Origin of the sequence: Cupriavidus necator, from assembly GCF_040578825.1 — a bacterium.
Classification (GTDB): domain Bacteria; phylum Pseudomonadota; class Gammaproteobacteria; order Burkholderiales; family Burkholderiaceae; genus Cupriavidus; species Cupriavidus necator_E.
In genome coordinates, this window is record NZ_JBEFLI010000003.1 from 70,068 (window position 1) to 93,235 (window position 23,168).

Sequence of the window (23,168 nt, forward strand, 5' to 3'; positions counted from 1 at the left end):
TCGGCAACTGCGGAGCCCTTGCCTCCGCACGCCGTACGGGCCTCAGGAGGACCCGGCGTCACATTTGGTGTTGCATTTATGCTACACTCTCAGCCCGCGCCTCATCGTCTGCCATCACGCCGCACCAGCCCCCGTGGCGCCAGGTCTGTGCCGCTCGGGCATGCCTGCCGGCCTCGTGGCCGCGCCTTCCATTAGCCTGTTCGCCACGCCGGCTGACCGTCCCACATGCGGGCGCGGCGGATCGAGTAGGAATCCAACGTATTACGTAGTATTACGCCACGGTAGACCCGAACCGGCGTTCTCTCAGCAGCGCGATAGACAGCTGGCGCATGTCATCCAGGACGCCGGTGCAGCGCGGTGCGTTTGGGCAGGTCGGGGTAGGTATGCAAAACTCCCTACCCCGCCCGCAAAACCTTATCCAGCAAGGGTTTGCGGGCGATTTGGGCGCATACGGGGTAGGACGGGGTGGGCATTTGCATATAGGACAACGACCGATGCCGCCGCATCTGTGTCTGTCTAATCGGTCGTCTTTTTTCTTTGTATTGGCTACCCCGTCCTACCCCGTCCATCCCAAGCCTTGTGCGACAAGGGTTTGCGGCGGGGTAGGTACGCTACGGACGGGGTAGGACGGGGTAGGTTGAAGCCAGCGGCCAATAAAAAACCCGCCGGTGTGGCGGGTTGTCTGGCTAAAAGGGTCGTCCATCGTCGTCGTCGCGGCGCCAGCCATCGTTGCGGCGTCGCGGCATCCAGAACCCCTGGCGGCCTTCATTTTTGGATTTGCGGAATCCCAGCTTCGCTAAAGCCTTGCCTGCCTTGGCAGCCTGCCCGCTCGATGGCTGGTTATACCCGATGGTGCGCAGTACTTCGGACGCCGACATGTGGCTAACCTCAGGCGCCTTCGGATCGTATCCAGCCAAGATCAGTTCCGCGATAGGGTCGCTCTGTTCGTGCCCCTCGTTGATCGCTCCCAGGCGCGCGTTTTCTTCCGGCGTCAAGTGCCACTGTTCGCCTGCTTGGAACCACGTCAGCACTTCCGCCCAAAGCTGCTGCATGTCGATGGTGTGCTGGTAGTCCATCCGCTTGACGGCGACCGTCCACCAGCGGCGGTTTCCGGTGTCGTCCACCAGGTAGTTCGCCTCATTCACTGACGCGCAGAACACCGTGCGCCGTTGCATCTCGGAATCGAGCCTGTCATACGGCTTTCGCACCTTGTCCACGCTCTGCGTGATAAACGATTTCAGGCGAGCGATATCCGCCTTGCGAAACGTCGCATCCAGCTCGCCCAGCTCCACCAGCCAGTGCGACACTGCCGTGATGATCGTATCCTTGTTCGCAGGGTCAAGCGTTGCGCCCACCAGCACCAGCTTGCTATCGGCCGGGGCCAAGCGCTTAAACCAGCGCGTTTTGCCAGTGCCCTGCGGACCAGTGAACACCAGCGCGCCGTGCGCTTCGAAGCCATCAGGTTTGAATGCAGCAGCCACGGCCGAAATCAGCCACCGCCGCAGCAGCGCGTCGCGCATTTCAGCGGGGTAGCCTTCCGCCGGCTCGATCGTCGCCGCCAGCGCATCAAAGCGGCTCACGCCATCCCACGGATTGGACATGATCCAGTCACGCACCGGGTTGTGTGGGTTCTGACCGGAGATAGTGGACATATAGCCTGGCACGTTCGACTGCGGCATGCGATTGCGTGCGCAGATGCTGAGAATCTCCGACAGCGCGGCATTGTCGAATGTATCCGCCGCAGCAATGAAGCCGGGGATGCGAACGTCCACCTTCTTCGTGATCTCGTTGTACCGCACCGTGATGCCGTAGCCGTCCAGCACGTATTCCAGATTCTCGCGCGTGTTCAGCGGCTGGCCTTTGTCCGACATGTGCGGGAAGCCATACGGGTTCACGGCGGCGTCCATCGGCATCGCAGCCGGCGCGTTATCGTTTGCCGGGACAGGTAGGGCCGCCAGCGGCTTGCCGCTCGCAATGCGCCAAGGGTCGCCAGCGTTTTGCCTGATGTGCTGCAGCACCTGGCGGCGGTCCCAGCCTTCAGCCAGTGCATCCGCCAAGTCCCAGCCGTGTGGCCCTTCGTCTGGCATATAGCCCACCATGATGACTTCGCGCGCGCAACTCTTCAGCGCCTGGGCGTGGTGCATCATGGCGCGCATGCCTGGCTGCTCATGCAGCTGCAGCAGTTCGCCTGTTTCGCGGTCGCGCTGCGCGTCGAAGTCCGGCCAAAGGATCACGCGGCGGCCCTTCAGCTGGCGCAGGCTGGCGCGGTCTGCAGTCTCCACTCCGCCCATCCAGGTGACCACCACGGCGGCATCACCCATCAGCGCCTGGCCAGCGTCGGCGGTCTTCTCGCCTTCCACCAGGATCACGTCAGCGTCCGGCATCGCTGCCAGGCGGTCCAGCCCGTACAGCGGGCGCTTGGCCTGGCCGGTGATACCGCGCCAAGTCCAGCGTTCAGCGCCATCAGGATGCTTGCACCACGAATAGGGCACCACCTGCTTGCGTTCGCCCTCCGGGTCGAACCGGCACACGTAAAGCAGCAGGCGGCCTTCCGCGTCCAGGTAGTCCCAGCGCATGGCCGGCTTGCCCCAGCGCGGATGGTGGAACGTGGGCTGCGTGGCGCTGTCGGGCACCGGCATAACAGGTTCCGGCTTCGCTTCCTCGATGCGGCGCACCTTTGCTTCGTGCGCGCGCTGGCGTGTTCCGGTGTCACCGATCCGCACGCCGTGATTGCCGGCCAGTTCGCGCGCAGCTGCGCCCTGGTCATTGCCGTGGAAAAGGTAGGCGTACAGGCTCACCAGGTCCGCGCCGCCGTCGCCGGTGGCGTAGTCCTTCCACACGCCTTTCACCAGGTTGATGGTGAAACTGCCGGGGTTCCGGTCGTTCCGCGTGGGGTTTGCCACTACGTATTCGTGGCCGCGCTTGTCGCCGCCAGGCAGCCACTGCGGCACTACGGCTGCAAGGTTCAGCGCGTCATTGATGGCCGCGAAATCAAGTTTGTTCACGCAGCACGCCCCCGCAGCGCTATCGCACGTTCATGGACCACCGGCAGCACGGCGTCAGCCAGGCTCTTATGGGCCAACTGCGACAGGTCATGCGTCACCACTTCGGGAGCCTGGCCACGGCCCAGCAGTCGCGGAACAAGATCAGCCAGCGCGGCATGAATCTGCGCAAGATTACGAGCCATCGAGACGCGCCGAAAGAGCGGGCGGTAACTGCGCGGCGATTTGGTGTTCCGCATGTAATTCGCTGTGCGCTTGGTTTTTTTCTTAAAGGATCGTCCCATCCGGTGCGGTCCTTTTTTTATTTCGCACTCGCGGCTTCCGTCTGCGCGCGCTGCCATTCCTGAATGTCGCTCAGCTTCCAGGCAGTCACGCCAACGGAAAGCTTCACCGGCTGCGGGAAACTCTTGTCCCGCACCTTCCGCCAGAGCGTGGCTTTCGTGAAAGGAACGAACCGCTCGCCAAGCAATTGCGATTCGCGAAGGAATACCTCAAGACCTAGCTTTTTTGCGTTGAGCATTATTGGCTCCGAGTGATACGGCATGTAGCCAATTAAAAGCTCTTGGCGCTATGTGGTCAAATTCGAGGTAATTTCTTTTAAATCAACCGCGCATCATTTCTAATAATTCGGCGGCACTAGACTTCACGCGCCGTCATCGAGATTTAGAATAAACACTCTAAAATTCTTTCGGCGGTTGCAGAAATACAACGCCCGCACTAGGCGGGCGCGTTTTGCGTCAGGGGCGGGGGCGTGAGCTACAGGTCGTCGTCTAGGTCGTCCTCATGGATTTCGGCCGCCCGCCGCTTAGCGTCTGCGATCAGGTCGCGCGCCGACTCGCCACGCATCCAGGCGTCGATCATGTCGGCCCAGCACTGCAGCATGATCTTTCGTTCCGACAAGTATTTGTTCACGTTGTAGATCGCCGCAATCCGGTTGCGTGGCACGTGCGCCAGCGACATTTCAATCCATCGCTCATCAAACTTCGCGCGGTTCAGGCCGGTGGAGAATGTCCGCCGCAGGTCGTGCACTCCGAACGTTTGGAATTCTGGATCGTCCTTTCGAATACGCTCCACCGCTGCGTCGATCACGCGATTTAGCGTGGCGTTGCTGATGGGCGTTTCGCTGTCGTATCGGCCTGGATGCAGGTACTGGCTAGACCCGAAGCAAGCGCGAAACGCCGTCAGAATGTCCAGCGCCTGTTCGCTCAACGGGATGACGTGGGCCTTTCCCGCCTTCATGCGCGCAGCGGGGATGGTCCACCGCTCGGCGTCGAAATCTACTTCGTTCCAGGTGGCGCCGATGAATTCGCCCTTCCGCACGCCAGTCAGCAAAACGAATTTCAGCGCCAGGCGCAGCGTTGGCGTGGTGGCCACCTGCTCCAGCGCGGTAAGGAATGTGCGAATCTCGGCTGGCGACAATGCGCGGTCGCGCGGCTCAAACGTGGCGATGGTGCTGGCCCTGATAGCCTCTGCCGGGTTGATCGCCGTCTGTCCGCTGCCTTGCGCGTGGCGGAAAACAGCCTGTACCACTTCGCGGACGTGGATAGCGACAGCAGGCCCGCGCTTCTCTTTCGCGTCGTCGCACAGCCGTTTCAGCCGCTGCGGCGTCACCTCATCCAGGCGCAGCTTGCCCAGCTCGGGTTCGATGACGCGGCGATAGGTGGAGCGCCGGAACGCCAAGGTGCTTTCCGCCAGCTGCTCGGCGCCGCTCTTTGGGTCAGCCTTGTGGGAGAAATAGCTTTCGGCCCAGCCGCCGAATGTCAGCGCCTCTGCCGCTGCGGTGCGTTTCTCGACCTTGGCGCGCGATGGCGATGCGCCCCGCTCCACGTCGCGCCTGGCGCGGTCCAGCAGCGTGCGCGCTTCGCGCAGTGACATGTCCATGCCGTATTCGAGCGTCTCGGGTTCGCGTGCCGGCTTGCTCGCCAGCGCGGCATCGTACCGGCCAATATGCAGCGTCTCGCGCCGCCCGTTTAAACGGTAGTCGTAGCGGAATGAAACCGTGCCCGTGGGCAGCACGGCAGCGTACATGCCGTCTCGGTCAGCCAGCTTGTATAGCTTTTCTTGCGCCTTCAGTTTCGCAAGCTCTCGATCAGTCAGCAAATCAGCCTCCAGGGGTCTGGTTTGCCGCTTGATACCGTCAGCGGGTCTGACGGTACAGTGGGCGGCGTTTCATACCGCCTCCGATTGTACCGTCATCCATACCGCCAAAATGACCGAGATTGAGCTATACGGGCTGAGACTACATGAGTAGCCTAAACCCTTGTATCGTCGGGGTTTCCGGGGATTTTCGATACTGCCTGAGACGGCATGAAGTGATCTTAGATCACTCCCACTCAATCGTCGCCGGCGGTTTCCCCGACACGTCATAGACGACCCGGTTCAAACCGCGCACTTCGTTAATGATCCGGTTCGAGCAACGACCCAGCAGCGCATACGGCAGGTGCGCCCAGTGTGCGGTCATGAAGTCGGTGGTCTGCACCGCGCGCAGCGCGACCACGTAGTCGTAGGTGCGGCCATCGCCCATCACGCCCACCGACTTGACCGGCAGGAACACGGCAAACGCCTGGCTGGTCAGGTCGTACCAGCTCTTGCCGACCTGGTCCGGCTCGCACAGGCCAGCGGCGGCGTCCTGTTCGGTGGCGATGGTATTGCGCAGTTCTTCGATAAAGATGGCATCGGCGCGGCGCAGCAGGTCGGCGTAGTCGCGCTTGACTTCGCCAAGAATGCGCACGCCCAGACCCGGGCCCGGGAACGGGTGGCGGTAAACCATTTCCGGCGGCAGGCCGAGTTCCACGCCGAGTTCGCGCACTTCGTCCTTGAACAGGTCGCGCAGCGGCTCTAGCAGCTTCAGGCCCAGCGTTTGCGGCAGGCCGCCCACGTTGTGGTGGCTCTTGATGGTGGTGGCCTTCTTGGTCTTGGTGCCGCCCGATTCCACCACGTCCGGGTAGATCGTGCCCTGCGCCAGCCACTTGGCATTGGTCAGCTTCTTCGCTTCGGCCTGGAACACTTCGACGAATTCGCGGCCGATGATCTTGCGCTTCTGCTCGGGATCGGTCACGCCGGCGAGGTGGCCCAGGAACTGTTCGGAAGCGTCGATATGCACGACCTTGGCGTGCAGGCGGCCGACAAACATTTCCATCACCAGCTTGCCTTCGTCCTGGCGCAGCAGGCCGTGGTCGACGAAGACGCAGGTGAGCTGGTCGCCGATGGCGCGGTGGATCAGCGCGGCGGCTACCGACGAATCCACGCCGCCCGACAGGCCCAGGATCACTTCCTCGTCGCCCACTTGTTCACGGATCTTGGCAACCGCTTCCTCGATATGATCGCGCATCACCCAGTCGGGCTTGCAGCCGGCGATCTGCAGCACGAAGCGCTCCAGCATCTGGCGGCCCTTGACGGTATGCGTGACCTCGGGGTGGAACTGCACGGCGTAATAGTGGCGCGTTTCGTCGGCCATGCCGGCGATCGGGCAGCTCGGCGTGGACGCCATCAGCTTGAAGCCCGGCGGCAGGCCGGTGACCTTGTCGCCGTGGCTCATCCAGACCTTGAGCATGCCGTGGCCTTCGGCTGTGCGGAAATCCTCGATGTCCTTGAGCAGTTCGGTATGGCCATGGGCACGCATCTCGGCGTAGCCGAATTCGCGTTGGTCGCTCCATTCGACCTTGCCGCCCAGTTGCACGGCCATGGTCTGCATGCCGTAGCAGATGCCCAGCACCGGCACCCCCAGGTCCCACACCGCCTGCGGCGCGCGCAGCTGGTGGTCTTCATAGGTGCTGGCATGGCTGCCCGACAGGATGATGGCCTTGGGGGCGTATTCGCGCACGAAGTCGTCGGAGACGTCGTTCGGGTGGATCTCGCAGTAGACGTGCGCCTCGCGGACGCGGCGGGCGATCAGCTGCGTGACCTGCGAGCCGAAATCAAGAATGAGGATTTTGTCGTGCATGATGGGCGGGTGGCGTGTCTTCCGGGATGGGCTCGGTCACGACTTCCGTGCCGGGGCCATAGCCCGGCGGCGGCGTGATGACCGGCTCACGCCGGTATTCTGGGGTATACGTTTGGCGCGCCGCGGGGGCGACGCCGGGTTCCTTCCTGCTTTCCTGTTCCTGCAGTGCGCGTTCCATCCTGAGCTGCCGTTCGCGCTCGCGCACGCGCTTTGCCGCCGGAATCTGCACCACGGCAAAGAACAGCAGCACGACGGCCATAGTCGGCAGCCAGATCTTGCCGGCGCCTTCCAGCGGCAGATCCAGGAATACCATCCAGCCGATGATCAGCAATGCGCTGGCCAGGTTCACATAGCCTGACGTGCGTGCCACCGGCACCGTCAACTGGCCGTTGAACGCGGCCTGCCACAGCAGCGCCGACAGGCCGATCAGCGCAACGCCCAGCAACTGGCCGAATAGCGCAGGTTGCGGCTGCGGCAATTGCAGCGCCGCGTACAGCGTGGTGAACGGGGACATCAACAACAAAATGCCCAGCAGCAAATCTACAAGGGCATCGAAAAACAGCACGGCACGAAGCAATACCTTCATTGGCGCTCCTCGTCTTGGGCCCGGCCGATGATGCGGCTGGCGTCAAGACAACAACGCCGGCGTGGCGGGCGGCCGGTCCGCTATCCGGTCAGGCGAAGGCCGGCAGTGGCGCGCCCTCGCCCCGACGATCGTGCGGCTGCGCGCCCGCCGCCAGGCGACGGGCGCAACCGCTGCGCGTTAGTCGATATGGTAGTTCGGCGCTTCCTTGGTGATCTGCACGTCGTGCACGTGCGATTCACGCATGCCGGCTGCCGTGATCTGGACGAACTGGGCGCTCTCGTGCCAGTCGGCGATCGACTTGCTGCCGCAGTAACCCATCGAGGAACGCACACCACCGGTGAGCTGGTGGATGATCGCCATCACCGAGCCCTTGTAGGGAACGCGGCCTTCGATGCCTTCCGGCACCAGCTTGTCGACGTTGGCGGTGTTGTCTTCCTGGAAGTAGCGGTCAGCCGCGCCGTCCTTCATCGCGCCCACCGAACCCATGCCGCGGTAGCTCTTGAACGAGCGGCCCTGGAACAGGAACACCTCGCCCGGCGCTTCTTCGGTGCCGGAGAACATGCCGCCCATCATCACGGTGTGGGCGCCGGCCGCGAGGGCCTTGGCCACGTCGCCGGAATAGCGCACGCCGCCGTCAGCGATCAGCGGCACGCCGGTGCCCTTGAGCGCCTCGGCCACGTTGGAGACGGCCGTGATCTGGGGCACGCCCACGCCTGCGACGATACGGGTGGTGCAGATCGAGCCCGGTCCGATGCCGACCTTGACGCCGTCGGCGCCATGCTCGACCAGCGCCCGCGCGGCGTCGCCGGTGGCGATATTGCCGCCGATCACCTGCACCTGCGGGAAGTTCTGCTTGACCCAGCGGACGCGGTCCAGCACGCCCTGGCTGTGGCCGTGTGCGGTATCCACAACAATCACATCGACGCCGGCCTTGACCAGCAGTTCGACGCGCTCGTCATTGTCCGGGCCCACGCCAACGGCGGCGCCTACGCGCAGCTGGCCGTGGTCATCCTTGCTGGCGAGCGGGTTGTCGACCGCCTTCTGGATGTCCTTCACCGTGATCAGGCCGCGCAGCTCGAAGGCCTGGTTGACCACCAGCACGCGCTCGAGGCGGTGGCGGTTCATCAGGCGCTTGGCTTCTTCCAGCGGCGCGCCTTCGGCCACGGTCACCAGCTTCTCGCGCGGGGTCATCTTGGCGCGTACCGGGGCCTCCAGTTCTTCCTCGAAGCGCAGGTCGCGGTTGGTGATGATGCCGACCACGGTCTTGCCTTCCACCACCGGAAAGCCGGAAATGCCGTGCTGCTGAGACAGGGCGATCACATCGCGGATCTTCATGTCCGGCGAGATGGTGATCGGATCACGCAGCACACCCGATTCGTAGCGCTTCACGCGCGACACTTCGCGGGCCTGGTCAGCCGGCTTCAGGTTCTTGTGGACGATACCGATACCACCGGCCTGCGCCATGGAAATCGCCAGGCGAGCCTCCGTCACTGTGTCCATGGCAGCGGACACCAGCGGAATGTTCAGTTCGATCGAACGGGACAGGCGGGTACGGAGGGAAACATCCCGGGGAAGGACGGCCGAATAGGCCGGCACGAGCAGCACGTCATCGAATGTGAGTGCTTTCTGGACAAGACGCATAGCAAATCCTCTAGGCGCAAAAGCGAATTATACAGGAATGCGCGCTTTGCTGATGCACTGGAATGGGTCTTGCTGCATGCGCTCTGCTATGCTCGTCGTCTTTTTATCCGGCGAAGCGAAGTATGGGAATCGGCGTATTGTGCGGGCTGCTGGCAGGCGCGTTCTGGGGCATGGTATTTATCGCCCCCAAGCTGCTGCCCGTGTTTTCGCCGTGGGAACTGGCCATCGGTCGCTACCTGGCCTACGGCTTGGTCGCCTTCGTGGCCACATTGCCGCTGATAAAGCGCATTGCCCGCAAGCTGACGCGCGCCGACTGCGTCGCACTGCTGCGCCAGGCCATTACCGGCAACCTGCTCTATTACGTGCTGCTGGCCTTTGGCGTGCAGCTTGCAGGGGTCGGCCCCACCTCCCTGATTATCGGCATCCTGCCGATCTCGGTCACCATCATGGGCCGGCGCGACCATGGCGCCGTGCCGCTGTCGCGGCTGGTCTGGCCGCTGCTGGTGGTGGCCGCCGGCATCGCCTGCATCAATATCGACCTGTTCGGCGGCGGCCAGAGCGCGCACGCGGCAACCGCCGACGCGGCGGTGCGATCCGTGTGGCAGAAGCTCGCGGGCGTCTGCTGCGCGGCGGGCGCGCTGGCCTGCTGGACGCTCTACGCCGTGGACAATGCGCGCTATCTGCAGCGCAACCCGCACTACAGCGGCAACGAATGGTCGGCGCTGTACGGGCTGTCGACCGGCGCGGTATCGGTGGTGCTTGCCGTGATCGGCTGGCTGCTGGCGGGCGATGCCCTGACCGCGGCCGACAGCGGCCGTGACTGGAAGTGGTTCTGGATGGTCAACGCGGCGGTGGCGCTGGGCGCATCGCTGATCGGCAACAACCTGTGGAATATCGCCAGCCGGCGCCTGCCGCTGACGCTGTCGGGCCAGATGATCGTGTTCGAGACGCTGTTCGCGCTGGCGTACGGCTTTATCTTCGACCACCGCTGGCCGCGGCCGCTGGAAATCGCCGCCATTGTGTTGCTGATGGCCGGCGTGGCGTGGTCGGTGCGCTTGCACGCCACGGACAAGTCTGCGTAGACTAGCGGACGATGGCGCGGGGGTCACACGTCGCCACGAAAGCAGCCATACCCAGGGTCAAACCGGCGCTACGCATCAATACAATACGGGCGCCAAGCCATCGCCGCGGCGGTCTTGCCGCGGCATCGCCTCGCGCGCAGCCGGCGGCCCAGCAGTCCATCAGCCGCACCAGTCCGTACCAGTTACCTCCATGCCACTTTGAGACGCCTCGCCATGAAACGATCGTCCGCCCTGTGCCTGCTTGCCGCCGCCGTCGCTGTCCTCGCCGTCCCCGCGCCGGCCCTCGCCTATTGGCAATGGCGCGACACCAATGGCCGCATGGTCTACAGCGATGTGCCGCCGTCGGCCGAGGCGGCCAGGATCCTGCGTACACCGGGACGCGTTGCGGGCCAATTCCAGCCGGTGGAGGGGGCAGACAGCGCCAAGGGCCCCCAGGCTTCCCAGGCCGCCCCGGCTCCGGGCAAGGCCGCGGCAAAGCCCGCCGCCCCGCCCCCGACCGCCGAAGAAGCCTTCCAGAAACGCCGCGAGGCACGGCTGAAAGCCGCCGCCGACGAAGCCCGCAAGGAAAGCGAGGCGGCCGAGCGCGAGGCGCGCTGCGCCCAGCTACGCAACTACGCCAACGGCCTGCAGAGTGGCATGCGCGCCGCGGTAGCCGGTCCGGACGGCTCGCTGCAGCAACTGAACAGCGAGCAGCGCCAGGCTGAAGTGCTCAAGACCAGCGCCAGCCTCGAAAAGAACTGCAACTGAGCACCAAGAAGCAAACGGGGCCGCAGCAGATTGGCGCCAACAAGGCCCCGTTGGTTCACGGCCTGGCCTCTCGGCTCAGCCATTGCCGCGCAGCCATTTCTGGCCTTCGCGCGCCCCACCCTCGCGCTGCTTCTGCACGCGCTTGCGCCGTGCCTGCTTGGGGTCAGCGGTCAGCGGCCGGTACACCTCGACGCGATCCCCCTCGCGCACCACCGTCTCGGGCGTCTTGAGCTTGCCGAAGATGCCCACGCGCATGGTCGACGGATCCACCTCCGGGCAGGCCTGCTGCAGCCCGGAACCGACGATGGCCGCGGCAATGGTGGTGCCGGCCGGCACATCCAACTCCTTCAGGAACACCGTATCCGGCCGCGCATAGCAAACTGCGATATGCACCGTGCCGGCAGCAACATCAGCTGGTGCCATAGACTACCTCGGCGCGTTTGACGAAGGCATCGACAAAGGTGTTGGCGATCATGCTGAACACCGGGCCGATCAGCTTTTCCAGCAGCAGGCTGGAGAATTCGTAGTGCAGGTGAAACTCGATCTTGCAGGCGTCCTCGCGCAGCGGCGTGAAGCGCCACGCGCCGTTGAAGGTCTTGAAGGGCCCGTCGGCAAAGCTCATGTCGATGCGCGTGGGCCGCTCCTGCGTATTGCGGGTGTGGAAGAACTGCTGGATCCCTTTGAAGTGTATATGGATCTTGGCGTCGAGCATGGTGTCGGTCTGCTCGAACACCTCCACGCCACCGCACCATGGCAGGAACTTGGGATAGTCCTCCACGCGCGTGACCAGGTCGTACATCTGCGCGGCGGAGTAGCCGAGCAGCACGGATTTATGGACGTCTGCCATGTAGTGGGAAATCTGGCTGCCGGCCTTGCCGGGCGCAACGCGCGGCAGCATGAGCCGGTACCGGGGCTGGTTTGCTAAAATGCGATTTTAGCCGACGCTGGCGCATGGCGGCACCTCGCCATGCGGCACTGCAGCGATCCGACCGGCTTCCACTCATTGTTCCCCCACCCGCACGCATGACCATCGCAGACAACAAAAAGGCCTTTTTCGACTACTTCATCGAAGAGCGATATGAGGCCGGGATCGTGCTGGAAGGCTGGGAGGTCAAGGCAATCCGCGCCAACCGCGTGCAGATCAAGGAAGGCTACGTGGTGGTGCGCGACGCCGAGATGTTCCTGATCGGCGCCCATATCAGCCCGCTGCAGAGCGCCTCCACCCACGTCAATCCCGACCCGGTGCGCACCCGCAAGCTGCTGCTCAAGGCCGACGAGATCAAGAAGCTGATCGGCAAGGTCGAGCAGCGCGGCTACACGCTGGTCCCGCTGAACCTGCACTACACGCGCGGGCGCGTCAAATGCGAGATCGGCCTGGCCAAGGGCAAGAAGCAGTTCGACAAGCGCGAAACCGAGAAGCAGCGCGACTGGCAGCGCGAGAAGGCCCGCATCCTGAAGGGCGGCGCCAAGGAGTAAATCCCCGCGCCGCTGTCAGCAGGCGTGCCCTCAGGCCACCTTCTGCCCCTTCACGATCTGCAGCGCCGAAGCAATCATGCTGCTCATGTCGCCCATATTGCCCGGCACGATCAGCGTATTGCCCTGCCTGGCCAGGTTGCCGAACGCGGCGACATATTCCTCTGCCACCTTCAGGTTGACCGCATCCATGCCGCCCTCGGTGCGGATCGCGTTGCCGATCTTCTGAATGGCCTGGGCGTTGGCCTCGGCCACCGCCAGGATCGCCGACGCTTCACCCTGCGCCTTGTTGATGGCGGCCTGCCGCTCGCCTTCCGATTTCTGGATCGCCGCTTCACGCGCGCCCGTAGCCAGGTTGATCTGCTCTTGGCGCTTGCCTTCGGACGCCGCGATCAGGGCGCGCTTCTCGCGCTCGGCCGTGATCTGCGCCTGCATCGCATGCAGGATTTCCTTGGGCGGGGTCAGGTCCTTGATCTCGTAGCGCAGCACCTTGACGCCCCAGTTGGAAGCGGCCTCGTCCAGCGCGTTGACCACGCTGTGGTTGATGAACTCGCGCTCCTCGAAGGTCTTGTCGAGTTCCAGCTTGCCGATCACCGAGCGCAGCGTGGTCTGCGACAACTGCGTGATCGCCACCACGAAATTGCTGGAGCCGTATGACGCCTTCATCGGGTCGGTGACCTGGAAGTACAGCACGCCGTCAACCTGCAGCTGCGTGTTGTCCTTGGTGATGCAGACCTGGCTGGGCACGTCCAGCGGAATTTCCTTGAGCACGTGCTTGTAGGCGACGCGGTCGACAAACGGCACCACGATCGACAGCCCCGGCGTCAGCGTCGCATGGTAGCGACCCAGGCGCTCCAGCACCCAGGCATGCTGCTGCGGCACGATCTTGATGCCCTTGGCGATCAGCACGATCACGGCGACGAGGATGATCAGCGGCAACAGGCCAAGCTGAAAAGCGAGCATGTAACAACCCTCCAGTCAGGAAAAATCGAGGAAACATCGGCTCGGTGCCGCCGCGTGGCGGCATGGAAATGGCCGCGCATGCGGCCATCGGGGAACACTCAAGGCAATACTCAGCAGGGCGACACCACCAGCGTGCTGCCACGCACCGCGACGATGCGGTGGCGGCCCGGCGCGGCCGTGCAGTCGGGCGCCAGTTCCACGGTCCAGTCAGCGCCCCGGTACGGCACGCGGGCGCGCCGGTGCGCGTCCCAGGCGGGCACGTCGAGTTCCTGGCCGATATCGAGATTCACGTTGGGATCGGTGGCGGCATTGCCGCGCCGCAGCTTCCCCAGGCGGGTACGGCGCAGTCCGGCGATCAGCACCGCCGCCACCACCGCCGCGGTCACGGTCTGGGCGGCCGCCGACAGTCCCATCAGGGCGCCCACGCCGGCGGCCGCGAGGCCAACGGCCACCATCAGCAGGTAAAAGGTGCCGGTGTTCAGCTCGATAATCACCAGCCCGACCGCTGCCACGAACCAGATGTAGTACGCCATCCAAGCTCCCGTCTCGATCCCGAAAAGTAAAAACCCCGCAGCGCCATTCAGCGTCTGCGGGGCAGTTGCAACACCTGACGCAGGGCCGGTGCCAGCCGGCTGCCCGAAGGCGCCGGCAATGTCGTTATTGTGGCGTTAAAAGCCTCAGGAAGCCAGCTTTTGCCAGGTCTCGACCACCGAATCAGGATTCAGCGAGATCGACTTGATGCCTTCCTTGGTCAGCCACTCGGCAAAGTCCGGATGATCCGAAGGACCCTGACCGCAGATACCGACATACTTGTTCAGGCGGATCGCGGTCGAAATGGCGCGCGACAGCATGAACTTCACTGCCGGATCGCGCTCGTCGAAGTCCTTGGCCAGCAACTCCATGCCCGAATCGCGGTCCAGGCCCAGCGTCAGCTGGGTCAGGTCGTTCGAACCGATCGAGAAGCCGTCGAAGTACTGCAGGAACTCTTCGGCCAGGATCGCGTTGGACGGCACTTCGCACATCATGATGATGCGCAGGCCGTTCTCGCCGCGCTTCAGGCCGTGCTTGGCCAGCAGGTCGATGACCTTCTCGGCCTGGCCGAGCGTACGCACGAACGGCACCATGATCTCGACGTTGGTCAGGCCCATTTCATCGCGCACGCGCTTCATGGCCTTGCATTCCATCTCGAACGCTTCGGCGAAGTCGTCGGCGATATAGCGCGAGGCGCCGCGGAAGCCCAGCATCGGGTTTTCCTCGTCCGGCTCGTAGCGCGAACCGCCGATCAGCTTCTTGTACTCGTTGGACTTGAAGTCCGACAGGCGCACGATCACGGGCTTCGGGTAGAAGGCCGCGCCGATGGTGGCGATGCCCTCGGCCAGCTTGTCGACGTAGAACGCGCGCGGGCTGGCATGGCCACGGGCCACGCTTTCCACGGCCTTCTTCAGGTCGGCATCGACTTGCGGGTAGTCCAGGATGGCCTTCGGGTGGACGCCGATGTTGTTGTTGATGATGAATTCCAGGCGGGCCAGGCCGACGCCGCAGTTCGGGATCTGCGCGAAGTCGAACGCCAGCTGCGGGTTGCCCACGTTCATCATCAGCTTGACGTCGATTGCCGGCATGTCGCCACGCTGGACCTCGGTCACTTCGGTTTCCAGCAGGCCGTCGTAGATGCGGCCTTCGTCGCCCTCGGCGCACGACACCGTCACCAGCGTGCCGTCCTTCAGCACATCGGTGGCATCGCCGCAGCCGACCACGGCCGGCACGCCCAGTTCACGCGCGATGATGGCCGCGTGGCAGGTACGGCCGCCACGGTTGGTGACGATGGCCGAGGCGCGCTTCATCACCGGCTCCCAGTTCGGGTCGGTCATGTCGGCCACCAGCACGTCGCCGGGCTGCACGCGCTCCATCTCGGACGGGTCGTTGATCACGCGGACCGGACCGGTGCCGATCTTCTGGCCGATGGCGCGGCCGCTGGTCAGCACGGGGGCGGTGCCCTTGAGCTTGAAGCGCAGCTCGGCCTTGCCGGCGGACTGGCTCTTCACCGTTTCCGGGCGGGCCTGCAGGATGTAGATCTTGCCGTCCTTGCCGTCCTTGCCCCACTCGATGTCCATCGGGCGGCCATAGTGCTTCTCGATGATCATCGCGTAGCGGGACAGCTCGGTCACGTCCTCGTCGCTGATCGAGTAGCGGTTGCGCAGTTCGCCTGGCACGTCCACGGTCTTCACACGGCCGGCTTCGCCCGGCTTGGTGAATTCCATCTTGATCAGCTTGGAGCCGATCGAGCGGCGGATGATCGGGTACTTGCCGGCCTGCAGCGTCGGCTTGAAGACGTAGAACTCGTCCGGGTTGACCGCGCCCTGCACCACCGTTTCGCCCAGGCCGTAGCTGGAGGTAATGAAGACCACGTCAGGGAAGCCCGATTCGGTATCGATGGTGAACATCACGCCCGAAGCGGCCAGGTCCGAACGGACCATGCGCTGGATACCGGCGGACAGTGCCACCACGTCATGGGCAAAGCCCTTGTGCACGCGGTAGGAAATGGCGCGGTCGTTGTACAGCGAGGCGAACACGTGCTTGATCTTGTCGAGCACGTCGTCGATGCCGCTGACGTTCAGGTAGGACTCCTGCTGGCCGGCGAACGAGGCGTCGGGCAGGTCTTCGGCGGTGGCCGACGAACGCACGGCAAACGACGCTTCGGCGCCTTCGCGCTCGGCCACGCGGGCGTAGGATTCACGGATTTCCTGTTCCAGGCGCGGCTGAAACGGCGCGGAGGCGACCCACTCGCGGATCTCGGCACCGGCCTCGGCCAGGGCCTTGACGTCGTCGACGTTCAGGGTCTTCAGGCGCTGGGAAATGCGCTCGGTCAGGTTGTTGTGGGCAAGGAAGTCGCGGAAGGCGAGCGCGGTGGTGGCAAAGCCGCCGGGAACCCGGACGCCGGCCTCCGCCAGCTGGGAGATCATCTCGCCCAGCGACGAATTCTTGCCGCCGACGATTTCCACGTCAGCCATGCGCAACTGCTCGAACGGCAACACGTAGGCGCCGTTATCTGCCTGGTTAGTCATGAGAGCCTCAAAACAAAGTAGAAAACTTGTCGCGCATGCCCGGTATCTTGTTGGAGTTCTGTTCCCGGACCCGATCGCTTGGCTAAGCAACCCCGAGCTGGCGCTGGGATAGCGCGCTGGGCGTATCGCGCTGCGGCTCTCGACAGCGCTCATCTCGCGGCGCACATTGTCGACAATTCCTGCCGCCTTTGTTGAGGCGCCGGTCGCACCGGCGGGCGCCATGCGGAATTGCTTAGCGAAAAGATCGCCGCTATTCTACCGTGCTGCGCCGCACTTTTTTGCGGAAGATTGCATCTATTTATTGCCCACCCCACTGACAATCCTCATGTCCCAGCCAGAAGCGCCCGGTGCAGCGGTTTCCGGGTCCCAGCCTGGAACGCAGCCTGAAACCCCGTCCGCCCCGGTGGCGGCGACCGCACCCGCCAGCGCGCCTGCAGCCGCGCCCCAGGCTGCGGATCGCCCCGCCGTGCGTACCGTGTTCATCGTCTCGGATGGCACCGGCATCACCGCGGAGACGTTCAGCCACTCGATCCTGGCCCAGTTCGAAATGCGCTTCCGCAAGGTGCGCATGCCTTTTGTCGATACCCCGGAAAAGGCACATATCGCCGTCGGCAAGATCAACGAGGCTTTCCACAACGAAGGCGTGCCGCCCATCGTCTTCACCACACTGGTCAACCAGGAAGCGAACAAGGCACTGCGCCGCGCCAAGGCGATGATCCTGGACATGTTCCAGACCTTCATCGAACCGCTCGAGAAGGAACTGGGGCTGAAGTCGACCCACGCCATCGGCCGCTTCCACCAGAACGCGGACACAGAGGCTTACAAAAACCGGATCGAGGCGATCAACTTCTCGCTGGCGCATGATGACGGCCAGTCACACAAGAACCTCGAAGAAGCCGATGTGATCCTGGTGGGCGTGTCGCGCAGCGGCAAGACCCCGACCAGCCTCTACCTGGCGATGCAATACGGGCTGAAGGCGGCAAATTACCCGCTGATCCCCGACGATTTCGAGCGTGGCAAGCTGCCGTCGGCGCTGTATGCGTTCAAGAGCAAGATCTTCGGGCTGTCGATCGACCCGCAGCGCCTGACCGAAATCCGCAATGAACGCCGTCCCGGCAGCAAGTACGCGGCGCTGGAAAACTGCCGCTACGAAGTGAACGAAGCCGAGGCGATGATGCGGCGTGAAGGCATCAAGTGGCTGTCGTCGACGCACAAATCGATCGAAGAGATCGCGACCACGATCCTTCAGGAGATCAAGGTCGACCGCAACGACTACTAAGCGGGACTTACTAAGCGGTAGCACCAGTCAAAAAGCGGCCACCCGGGCCGCTTTTTTTATTGCGCTGGCTCACGCGGCACGCCGCTGCCGCACCGCCTCGAACAGGCAGATCGCGGTCGCGGCCGCCACGTTCAGCGATTCCAGCCCGCCCGGCTGCGGGATGCCGACCTTGCGCGTGACATGCTGCATCCACGCGTCGCTGACCCCTGCCCCTTCATTGCCGACCACCCACGCCACCGGCCCGCGCAGGTCGGTATCGAACACCGCCGCATCGGCGTGCGACGACGTCGCCAGCAGCGGCACCGCCAGCCGTGGCGCAAGCGATTCCACGGTGCAGTGCTCGACAATATTCAGGTGGAAGTTCGCCCCCATGCCGGCGCGCAGCGTCTTGACGGACCAGGCAAAAGCGCAGCCGGTAGCCAGGAATGCATGGCCGATGCCCGCGGCGGCGGCACTGCGCAGGATCGAGCCGACATTGCCGGCATCCTGCACGCCATCCAGGATGATGCAGTCCTCTTCGATCCGCCCCGGCAGGTGGCCCGACGGCGTCTCGATCACCAGCATCAGGTCGATGCCGTTGACCACGCCGCTGATCTGCGTGAACAGCGCATCGGCCAGCACCACCACGCGCTCGGCGTCGACCTGTGCCAGCACCGGCGCCACTTCGGCATGGTCGTAGTGGCGTTCCGACACCACGCAAGTGACGGGCTGGCCGCGCGCGGCTACATAGGCCTGCGCCAGGTGCACGCCATCCAGCAGCGACTGCCCGGCCTTGCGGCGCTGGTGCGTGGAAGTGCCGAGCGCCTTCAGGTGCTTGAACAGCGCGTTATCGCGCGAGGTGACGTGCTTCACGATGCGGGAATTCTCTGGTTGCGGCGGATGGGCCTCAGGGCGCAACCGTGACCGATACCGAGGCGCTGGTCTTGCTGATTTCGACGCCTTGGGCGACTGCCGTGACTTCGCTGACTTCAGCCACCGCGGTCATGGCGGTGAACATCGGGCGCTGCGCCAGCGCCTCGCGCACCGGCGCAAAGGACTGGCGGTGATGCGGCGTGGCGCCGAATTCGGCCAGCGCCGCCATGTGCTGCGGCGTGGCATAGCCGACGTGCGAATCGAAGCCGTACTGCGGATAGCGCTCGTGCAGAATCCTCAGTTCGCGGTCGCGCGCCACCTTGGCCAGGATCGACGCGGCCGAGATCGCCCTGACCAGCGCGTCGCCCTTGACGATGGCTTCGACCGGGAACGGCACCTCAGGGCAGCGGTTGCCGTCGACCTGCACCAGGTCCGGCACGATGCCGCTGGCAGCCAGCCCCTGCACCGCGCGCTGCATCGCCAGCATGCTGGCGTGCAGGATATTCAGCGTGTCGATTTCCTCGACGGTGGCAAAGGCGATATGCCAGCCCAGCGCGCGTTCGCAGATCTTGTCGTAGAGCTGCTCGCGCTTGGCGGGGGTCAGGATCTTGGAGTCGGCCAACCCGCGGATCGGGCGCTTCGGGTCCAGTATCACCGCGGCGGCATAGACCGGCCCGGCCAGCGGGCCGCGGCCCGCTTCGTCAACGCCGCACAGCCGCTGCACGGCGGCAGCGGCCGGGGCAAGGTCCAGGCCCTTCTGGGGCGAGGCGGCATTGCGGCGCGCCATCAGACGGTCCCCCGGCTGTGCATGAGGTCCACCACCACATCGGCGGCCAGTTGCGCGGTATTGCACTTCAGCGTCTCGTGCATGCGGGTGAAATGCTCGTAGAGGAAGGCGGTGTTGCCCTCGTCGTTGAGCTGCAGCAGCGTTTCGCGGGCCAGCGCCTCGGGCGTGGCATCGTCCTGCAGCAGTTCCGGCACGACGAAGCGCCCTGAAAGGATATTAGGCAATCCCACGTACGGCAGGTAACCCTGGCGCTTCATGATCTGCGCAGTCAGCCAGGTCACCTTGTAGGAGATCACCATCGGTTTCTTGTACAGCGCCGCCTCCAGCGTGGCGGTGCCACTGGCGAGCAGCACCACGTCGGCGGCTTCCATCGCCTGGTGCGACTTGCCGTCGACGATGGTCAGGCGCAGTTCGGGATACTGCGCGTGCAGTTCCTGGACGATGGCGCGCAGCGGCGCGCTTGCGGCAGGCAGCACGAACGCCAGGTTCGGGTCCATGCGTTGCATGCGAGCCATCGCGGCAAAGAAGGTGGCGCCAAGGTTGCGCACCTCTGACTGGCGGCTGCCCGGCAGCACCGCGACCACGCGGTGCCCGGCCGGCAGGCCCAGCTCGGCGCGCGCGCCTGCGACATCGGGCACCATCGGGATCACGTCGGCCAGCGGATGACCCACGTAGGTGGCCGGGATGCCGGCCCTGGCGTAGATCTCGGGCTCGAACGGGAACAGGCACAGGATATGGTCGACCGCACGCGCAATGGTGCGGATGCGGCCGCCGCGCCAGGCCCAGATCGACGGGCTGACGAAGTGCACCACCGGGATGCCGGCGCGCCGCAGCGGCACTTCCAGCCCGAAATTGAAGTCCGGGGCATCGACCCCGATAAAGCACAGCGGCGGCTCGGCCAGCAGCCACTCGCGCACCGCGCGCCGCGTTGCCAGGATCTCGCGCAGCGAGCCCAGCACCTCGACGTAGCCGTTGACCGACAGCGTTTCCATCGGCCAGCGCGAAGTAAAGCCCTGCGCCATCATGCGCCGGCCGCCGATGCCGGCGTAATCCACCGTATCGCCCAGACGGGCCTTCAGCCCGCCCATCATCAGCGATGCCAGCAAGTCGCCGGAAGCCTCTCCGGCCACCATGGCGATGGTGCCGCGTTTGCCCGCTACGCTCCCGTTGCCCGTGGGCACGTCGCCCCGAATCGCGGCGTCGACCATGTCCGGTCCGGTCTCAGCGCACGATGCCGCGCTGAGTGGCGGCAAGGAACTCGACGAACGCGCGCAGCGGCACCGCGGTGCCGGCATCGGACTGGCCCAGCAAGGCGGTGATCTCGTTGCGCGCCTCGTCGAAGCTGAGGTCGGACTTGTAAAGCAGCTTGTAGGCCTGGCGCAGCGCGGCGATCTGGCCGGCGTCGAAGCCGCGGCGGCGCAGCCCTTCGACGTTGATGCCGTGCGGCGTGGCCTTGTTGCCGCTCTTGTCGCTGGCGGCGATCACGAACGGCGGCACGTCCTGCACCAGCGCCGAGGCGCCGCCCAGCATCGCATGGGCGCCGATGCGCACGTACTGGTGCACGCCGCTCATGCCGCCCAGGATCGCCCAGTCGCCCACTTCGACGTGGCCGGCGATCTGCGCGTTGCTGGAAAACACGGTGTGGTTGCCGACTGTGCAGTCATGCGCGATATGCACGTACGCCATGATCCAGTTGTCGCTGCCGATGCTGGTCAGGCCGCGGTCCTGCACCGTGCCGGTGTGGATCGTGGTGAATTCGCGGATGGTGTTGCGGTCGCCGATCTCGAGCCGGGTCGGCTCGTTGCGGTACTTCATGTCCTGCGGCACGCCGCCGACCGAGGCATAGGGACCGATCTGGTTGCCCTCGCCGATCGTGGTATGGCCCTCGACCGTCGTATGCGAGCCGATCCGGGTACCGCTGCCGAGCCGCACATTGGGGCCGACGATGGAGAAGGGGCCGACGCTCACGTCGGATGCCAGTTCTGCCTTCGGGTCGACCAGTGCGGTGGGGTGGATTTGCGTCATACGTCCTGTCCTGTGGTGTGTCTGGTGAAGGATGGGCCGTTGCCAGGGGCAAAGGTTCCCGTCCGGGCCGCTCGCGCCCCGTCAGGCGGAGCGCGGCGCACGGCCTGCGGCAAAGCCGCGGGCCATGCTCGGCCTCACTCGGCCTGCTTCACGGTGCACATCAGCTCCGCCTCGCAGGCCACCTTGTCGTCCACCGTGGCGAACGCCTTGAATTTCCAGATGCCGCGGATATACCGCTCGACCGTCACGTTCATGTGCAGCTGGTCGCCGGGGTACACCACCTGCTTGAAGCGGGCGCCGTCGATGCCGACGAAGTAGTACAGCGAGCCTTCCTTGCGCTCCATGTCGGCGCCAAACGTCAGCAGGCCGGCCGACTGCGCCAGCGCTTCCAGGATCATCACGCCCGGCATCACCGGCTGGTCGGGGAAATGGCCCTGGAAGTACGGTTCGTTGATGGTGACATTCTTCAGCGTCTTGATGCGCTTTTGCGGTTCAAACTCCAGCACGCGGTCGACCAGCAGGATCGGGTAGCGGTGCGGCAGCAGCTTGAGGATCTTGCGAATGTCGATATCGGCTGCGGTCATGATGATTTCTCTTAGTCTTGTGAGGTTTGGTTCCCGGCGGCCGGGCCGCGCAGGCGGCGCTCCAGCGCCACCACGCGTTCGCGCAGCTTGCTCAGGCCGCGCACGATGGCCGCGTTGCGCTCCCACTCGCCGTGCGGCAGGAACGGGAACACGCTGGTGAAATGGCCGCCGGGCTTGGTAATGGATTTGGTGATCGAGGTGCCGCCGGATACCGTGGTGCGGTCGGCAATGGTCAGGTGGCCGGCAAAATTGGCCGCCCCGCCGATCACGCAGAAACGGCCGATGCGCGTGCTGCCCGATACCGCGGCGCAGCCGGCAATGACCGTATGGGCCCCGACCCGCACGTTGTGCGCGATCTGGACCTGGTTGTCGATCTTGCAGCCCTCTTCGATCACGGTGTCGGCCATGGCGCCGCGGTCGATCGCGGTGTTGGCGCCGACCTCCACGTCATCGCCCAGCACCACGCGCCCGGTCTGCGGGATCTTCACGTACGCGACGCCGGTCGCGCTGATATCCGGCGCGAAGCCGAAGCCGTCGGCGCCGATCACCACGCCGCTGTGCAGGATGGCGCGAGCGCCGACCACGCACTGGTGGTAGACCGACACATTGGCATAGAGCAGCGAATCGTCGCCGATCTCGGCATGCGCGCCGACATAGCCGTTGGCCAGGATGCGCACGCGCTCACCCAGCCGCGCGCCGCGCTCGATCACCACGTTGGGGCCGATATAGCACGACGCCGGCACCACCGCGTCAGGCGATACGGTGGCGCGCGGGTCGATGCCGACGCGGGTGTCGGTATTGGCGGCGCGGTCGAAGCGCTGCGCCACGCGGGCAAAGCAGACGTAGGGATTGCGCGCCACCAGCCAGTTGCGGCCGTCGGCCCGGCCCTCGGCGCGGATGCGCTCGAGGTCGGCCGCCGATACGATCACGGCGCCGGCGCCGGAATCCAGCGCCTGCTGCAGGTAGAGCGGATTGGACAGGAACGAGAGCTCGGCCGCTCCGGCCTGGTCCAGCGGGGCGAGGCCAACGATCGCCAGGTCGGGATCACCCACAACCTGCGCGCCGTTCTCGGTGGCGAGCTGACCCAGTGTGGGTGTCTGCATGGCGGTACTTCCTAAAAAAACGAAAGACGAAAGAACGTG

The 23,168-nt window shown here is 64.8% G+C and carries 22 protein-coding genes; 4 read left to right on the forward strand and 18 right to left on the reverse strand.

Annotated features, from left to right (window positions below; genetic code table 11):
* Positions 1-686: 686 nt before the first annotated feature.
* The 7 genes from AB1I47_RS02905 to guaB form a co-directional block, all read right to left on the reverse strand.
* Positions 687-3,005, reverse strand: a complete 2,319-nt coding sequence (locus tag AB1I47_RS02905; RefSeq protein WP_354682274.1) for a VapE domain-containing protein — start codon at positions 3,003-3,005, stop codon at positions 687-689.
* The gene (locus tag AB1I47_RS02910) at positions 3,002-3,286 is read right to left on the reverse strand and encodes a hypothetical protein (protein ID WP_354682275.1); all 285 of its coding nucleotides are present in this window, start codon (positions 3,284-3,286) and stop codon (positions 3,002-3,004) included. The genes AB1I47_RS02905 and AB1I47_RS02910 overlap by 4 nt, the downstream gene beginning before the upstream one ends.
* Positions 3,287-3,303: 17 nt before the next feature.
* Positions 3,304-3,522 (reverse strand): helix-turn-helix transcriptional regulator, encoded by a 219-nt coding sequence (locus AB1I47_RS02915; RefSeq protein WP_354682276.1) that lies wholly within the window; start codon positions 3,520-3,522, stop codon positions 3,304-3,306.
* 236 nt (positions 3,523-3,758) lie between these two features.
* The gene (locus AB1I47_RS02920; RefSeq protein WP_354682277.1) at positions 3,759-5,102 is read right to left on the reverse strand and encodes a tyrosine-type recombinase/integrase; all 1,344 of its coding nucleotides are present in this window, start codon (positions 5,100-5,102) and stop codon (positions 3,759-3,761) included.
* Between the two features lie 223 nt (positions 5,103-5,325).
* Positions 5,326-6,945 (reverse strand): glutamine-hydrolyzing GMP synthase, encoded by a 1,620-nt coding sequence (guaA, locus tag AB1I47_RS02925; protein WP_354682278.1) that lies wholly within the window; start codon positions 6,943-6,945, stop codon positions 5,326-5,328.
* Positions 6,920-7,531 (reverse strand): hypothetical protein, encoded by a 612-nt coding sequence (locus tag AB1I47_RS02930; RefSeq protein WP_354682279.1) that lies wholly within the window; start codon positions 7,529-7,531, stop codon positions 6,920-6,922. The genes guaA and AB1I47_RS02930 overlap by 26 nt, the downstream gene beginning before the upstream one ends.
* 177 nt (positions 7,532-7,708) lie before the next feature.
* On the reverse strand, positions 7,709-9,172 hold the full coding sequence (gene guaB, locus AB1I47_RS02935) for an IMP dehydrogenase (RefSeq protein ID WP_354682280.1): 1,464 nt from the start codon (positions 9,170-9,172) through the stop codon (positions 7,709-7,711).
* Positions 9,173-9,294: 122 nt separating this feature from the next.
* On the opposite strand from guaB, the gene AB1I47_RS02940 reads away from it, so the two are divergent.
* Complete coding sequence (locus AB1I47_RS02940) at positions 9,295-10,254, forward strand: DMT family transporter (RefSeq protein WP_354682281.1); 960 nt, start codon at positions 9,295-9,297, stop codon at positions 10,252-10,254.
* 213 nt (positions 10,255-10,467) lie between these two features.
* A complete protein-coding gene (locus AB1I47_RS02945; RefSeq protein WP_354682282.1) occupies positions 10,468-11,001 on the forward strand; it encodes a DUF4124 domain-containing protein in 534 nt (177 codons plus the stop codon).
* Between the two features lie 75 nt (positions 11,002-11,076).
* On the opposite strand, the gene AB1I47_RS02950 is transcribed toward AB1I47_RS02945, so the two are convergent.
* Together AB1I47_RS02950 and AB1I47_RS02955 are read right to left on the reverse strand one after the other, a co-directional pair.
* The gene (locus AB1I47_RS02950) at positions 11,077-11,424 is read right to left on the reverse strand and encodes an RnfH family protein (RefSeq protein WP_354682283.1); all 348 of its coding nucleotides are present in this window, start codon (positions 11,422-11,424) and stop codon (positions 11,077-11,079) included.
* Positions 11,411-11,848 (reverse strand): type II toxin-antitoxin system RatA family toxin, encoded by a 438-nt coding sequence (locus tag AB1I47_RS02955; RefSeq protein ID WP_354682380.1) that lies wholly within the window; start codon positions 11,846-11,848, stop codon positions 11,411-11,413. Before AB1I47_RS02955 ends, AB1I47_RS02950 begins: the two co-directional genes overlap by 14 nt.
* Positions 11,849-12,024: 176 nt before the next feature.
* Here AB1I47_RS02955 and smpB point away from each other — a divergent pair, with 176 nt between their 5' ends.
* On the forward strand, positions 12,025-12,477 hold the full coding sequence (gene smpB / locus AB1I47_RS02960) for an SsrA-binding protein SmpB (RefSeq protein ID WP_039007217.1): 453 nt from the start codon (positions 12,025-12,027) through the stop codon (positions 12,475-12,477).
* A 30-nt stretch (positions 12,478-12,507) separates the two neighbouring features.
* Here the strand turns inward: smpB and AB1I47_RS02965 are convergent, their stop codons facing one another.
* From AB1I47_RS02965 to ppsA, 3 genes are all read right to left on the reverse strand, one after another.
* Entirely contained in the window at positions 12,508-13,437 is a 930-nt protein-coding gene (locus AB1I47_RS02965) for an SPFH domain-containing protein (protein WP_354682284.1), read from the reverse strand.
* Positions 13,438-13,547: 110 nt separating this feature from the next.
* Positions 13,548-13,970, reverse strand: coding sequence for an NfeD family protein (locus tag AB1I47_RS02970; RefSeq protein WP_354682285.1), 423 nt, complete (start codon positions 13,968-13,970; stop codon positions 13,548-13,550).
* 144 nt (positions 13,971-14,114) lie between these two features.
* On the reverse strand, positions 14,115-16,499 hold the full coding sequence (gene ppsA, locus AB1I47_RS02975) for a phosphoenolpyruvate synthase (RefSeq protein WP_354682286.1): 2,385 nt from the start codon (positions 16,497-16,499) through the stop codon (positions 14,115-14,117).
* 475 nt (positions 16,500-16,974) lie between these two features.
* Here ppsA and ppsR point away from each other — a divergent pair, with 475 nt between their 5' ends.
* Positions 16,975-17,778, forward strand: coding sequence for a posphoenolpyruvate synthetase regulatory kinase/phosphorylase PpsR (ppsR, locus tag AB1I47_RS02980; RefSeq protein WP_354682381.1), 804 nt, complete (start codon positions 16,975-16,977; stop codon positions 17,776-17,778).
* A 69-nt stretch (positions 17,779-17,847) separates the two neighbouring features.
* Here the strand turns inward: ppsR and AB1I47_RS02985 are convergent, their stop codons facing one another.
* From AB1I47_RS02985 to lpxD, 6 genes are all read right to left on the reverse strand, one after another.
* Positions 17,848-18,630, reverse strand: a complete 783-nt coding sequence (locus AB1I47_RS02985) for a TrmH family RNA methyltransferase (protein ID WP_354682287.1) — start codon at positions 18,628-18,630, stop codon at positions 17,848-17,850.
* A gap of 34 nt (positions 18,631-18,664) precedes the next feature.
* Complete coding sequence (rnhB, locus tag AB1I47_RS02990; protein WP_354682288.1) at positions 18,665-19,417, reverse strand: ribonuclease HII; 753 nt, start codon at positions 19,415-19,417, stop codon at positions 18,665-18,667.
* On the reverse strand, positions 19,417-20,625 hold the full coding sequence (gene lpxB, locus AB1I47_RS02995; protein WP_354682289.1) for a lipid-A-disaccharide synthase: 1,209 nt from the start codon (positions 20,623-20,625) through the stop codon (positions 19,417-19,419). Before lpxB ends, rnhB begins: the two co-directional genes overlap by 1 nt.
* A gap of 13 nt (positions 20,626-20,638) precedes the next feature.
* Positions 20,639-21,442: an acyl-ACP--UDP-N-acetylglucosamine O-acyltransferase gene (gene lpxA / locus AB1I47_RS03000; RefSeq protein ID WP_354682290.1), complete on the reverse strand. Its 804-nt coding sequence runs from the start codon at positions 21,440-21,442 to the stop codon at positions 20,639-20,641.
* A 134-nt stretch (positions 21,443-21,576) separates the two neighbouring features.
* On the reverse strand, positions 21,577-22,026 hold the full coding sequence (gene fabZ, locus AB1I47_RS03005; protein WP_116320654.1) for a 3-hydroxyacyl-ACP dehydratase FabZ: 450 nt from the start codon (positions 22,024-22,026) through the stop codon (positions 21,577-21,579).
* Positions 22,027-22,037: 11 nt separating this feature from the next.
* Entirely contained in the window at positions 22,038-23,129 is a 1,092-nt protein-coding gene (gene lpxD / locus AB1I47_RS03010; RefSeq protein WP_354682291.1) for a UDP-3-O-(3-hydroxymyristoyl)glucosamine N-acyltransferase, read from the reverse strand.
* Positions 23,130-23,168: the final 39 nt, after the last annotated feature.

Coding starts and splice junctions, on each gene's coding strand:
- AB1I47_RS02910 (WP_354682275.1), bottom strand. CDS start 3,286: ATGGGACGATCCTTTAAGAAAAAAACCAAGCGCACAGCGAATTACATG.
- AB1I47_RS02915 (WP_354682276.1), bottom strand. CDS start 3,522: ATGCTCAACGCAAAAAAGCTAGGTCTTGAGGTATTCCTTCGCGAATCG.
- guaA (WP_354682278.1), bottom strand. CDS start 6,945: ATGCACGACAAAATCCTCATTCTTGATTTCGGCTCGCAGGTCACGCAG.
- AB1I47_RS02930 (WP_354682279.1), bottom strand. CDS start 7,531: ATGAAGGTATTGCTTCGTGCCGTGCTGTTTTTCGATGCCCTTGTAGAT.
- guaB (WP_354682280.1), bottom strand. CDS start 9,172: ATGCGTCTTGTCCAGAAAGCACTCACATTCGATGACGTGCTGCTCGTG.
- AB1I47_RS02940 (WP_354682281.1), top strand. CDS start 9,295: ATGGGAATCGGCGTATTGTGCGGGCTGCTGGCAGGCGCGTTCTGGGGC.
- AB1I47_RS02945 (WP_354682282.1), top strand. CDS start 10,468: ATGAAACGATCGTCCGCCCTGTGCCTGCTTGCCGCCGCCGTCGCTGTC.
- AB1I47_RS02950 (WP_354682283.1), bottom strand. CDS start 11,424: ATGGCACCAGCTGATGTTGCTGCCGGCACGGTGCATATCGCAGTTTGC.
- AB1I47_RS02955 (WP_354682380.1), bottom strand. CDS start 11,848: ATGGCAGACGTCCATAAATCCGTGCTGCTCGGCTACTCCGCCGCGCAG.
- smpB (WP_039007217.1), top strand. CDS start 12,025: ATGACCATCGCAGACAACAAAAAGGCCTTTTTCGACTACTTCATCGAA.
- AB1I47_RS02965 (WP_354682284.1), bottom strand. CDS start 13,437: ATGCTCGCTTTTCAGCTTGGCCTGTTGCCGCTGATCATCCTCGTCGCC.
- AB1I47_RS02970 (WP_354682285.1), bottom strand. CDS start 13,970: ATGGCGTACTACATCTGGTTCGTGGCAGCGGTCGGGCTGGTGATTATC.
- ppsA (WP_354682286.1), bottom strand. CDS start 16,499: ATGACTAACCAGGCAGATAACGGCGCCTACGTGTTGCCGTTCGAGCAG.
- rnhB (WP_354682288.1), bottom strand. CDS start 19,417: ATGGCGCGCCGCAATGCCGCCTCGCCCCAGAAGGGCCTGGACCTTGCC.
- lpxB (WP_354682289.1), bottom strand. CDS start 20,625: ATGGTCGACGCCGCGATTCGGGGCGACGTGCCCACGGGCAACGGGAGC.
- lpxA (WP_354682290.1), bottom strand. CDS start 21,442: ATGACGCAAATCCACCCCACCGCACTGGTCGACCCGAAGGCAGAACTG.
- fabZ (WP_116320654.1), bottom strand. CDS start 22,026: ATGACCGCAGCCGATATCGACATTCGCAAGATCCTCAAGCTGCTGCCG.
- lpxD (WP_354682291.1), bottom strand. CDS start 23,129: ATGCAGACACCCACACTGGGTCAGCTCGCCACCGAGAACGGCGCGCAG.